Origin of the sequence: Clavibacter sp. MX14-G9D, from assembly GCF_032917815.1 — a bacterium.
GTDB lineage: Bacteria > Actinomycetota > Actinomycetes > Actinomycetales > Microbacteriaceae > Clavibacter > Clavibacter michiganensis_K.
Genome location: NZ_JAVCVL010000440.1, coordinates 1 through 610 on the forward strand (window position 1 = coordinate 1; position 610 = coordinate 610).

Genomic DNA, 610 nt, shown 5'->3' on the forward strand with positions numbered 1-610 from the left:
TCGCTGACGCACCTGACGGCCGTGTCCGGCGCGAACTGCGCCGTGGTCGCCAGCGACGGCATGGTCGTCGCCGACGTGGCCCTCGACGAGCCACCGGCCGGCATGGCGGGCGGGGCACGGCGACCGGGTGCCGGCACCGGACGCGTGCGCCTCGTCGGACGCCTGACGAGCCTGCACGTCGGCCGGCAGCGGGGAGGGGCGCTGGACGACGACACGGTCGCCCTGCCGGTCCCGGTCCCCGTCGTGGTCTTCGCGACGGAGCGCGGGATCGGGGCGCGCCCGGAGCGCATGCGGCCGGGCGTGGGCACCGTCGTGCGGGTCAGCGCGTCCGTGCGTCCCGCGGCTCCCGCCGACCGCGCCGCCTACCTCCTCCTCGCGCGGGGGGCGCCGGAGCCGATCTCGTCTCCGGCAGGGGCCCTCGGACCCGCCGACGCCCTGCGGGCGGGCCTCTCCCGCGCCGCGGCCGACCTCCCGGGTCCCGGGGCGCGGCTGCTGCCGGGGCTCGCCATCGGGGACGTGTCCGCGGTCACGCCCGAGCTGTCGCAGACCATGAAGGACAGCTCGCTGACGCACCTGACGGCCGTGTCCGGCGCGAACTGCGCCGTGGTCG

At 78.5% G+C, this 610-nt stretch carries 1 pseudogene; it reads left to right on the forward strand.

Annotated features, from left to right (window positions below):
* A pseudogene (locus Q6969_RS16190) lies at positions 1-610 on the forward strand (ComEC/Rec2 family competence protein); the annotation flags it as partial.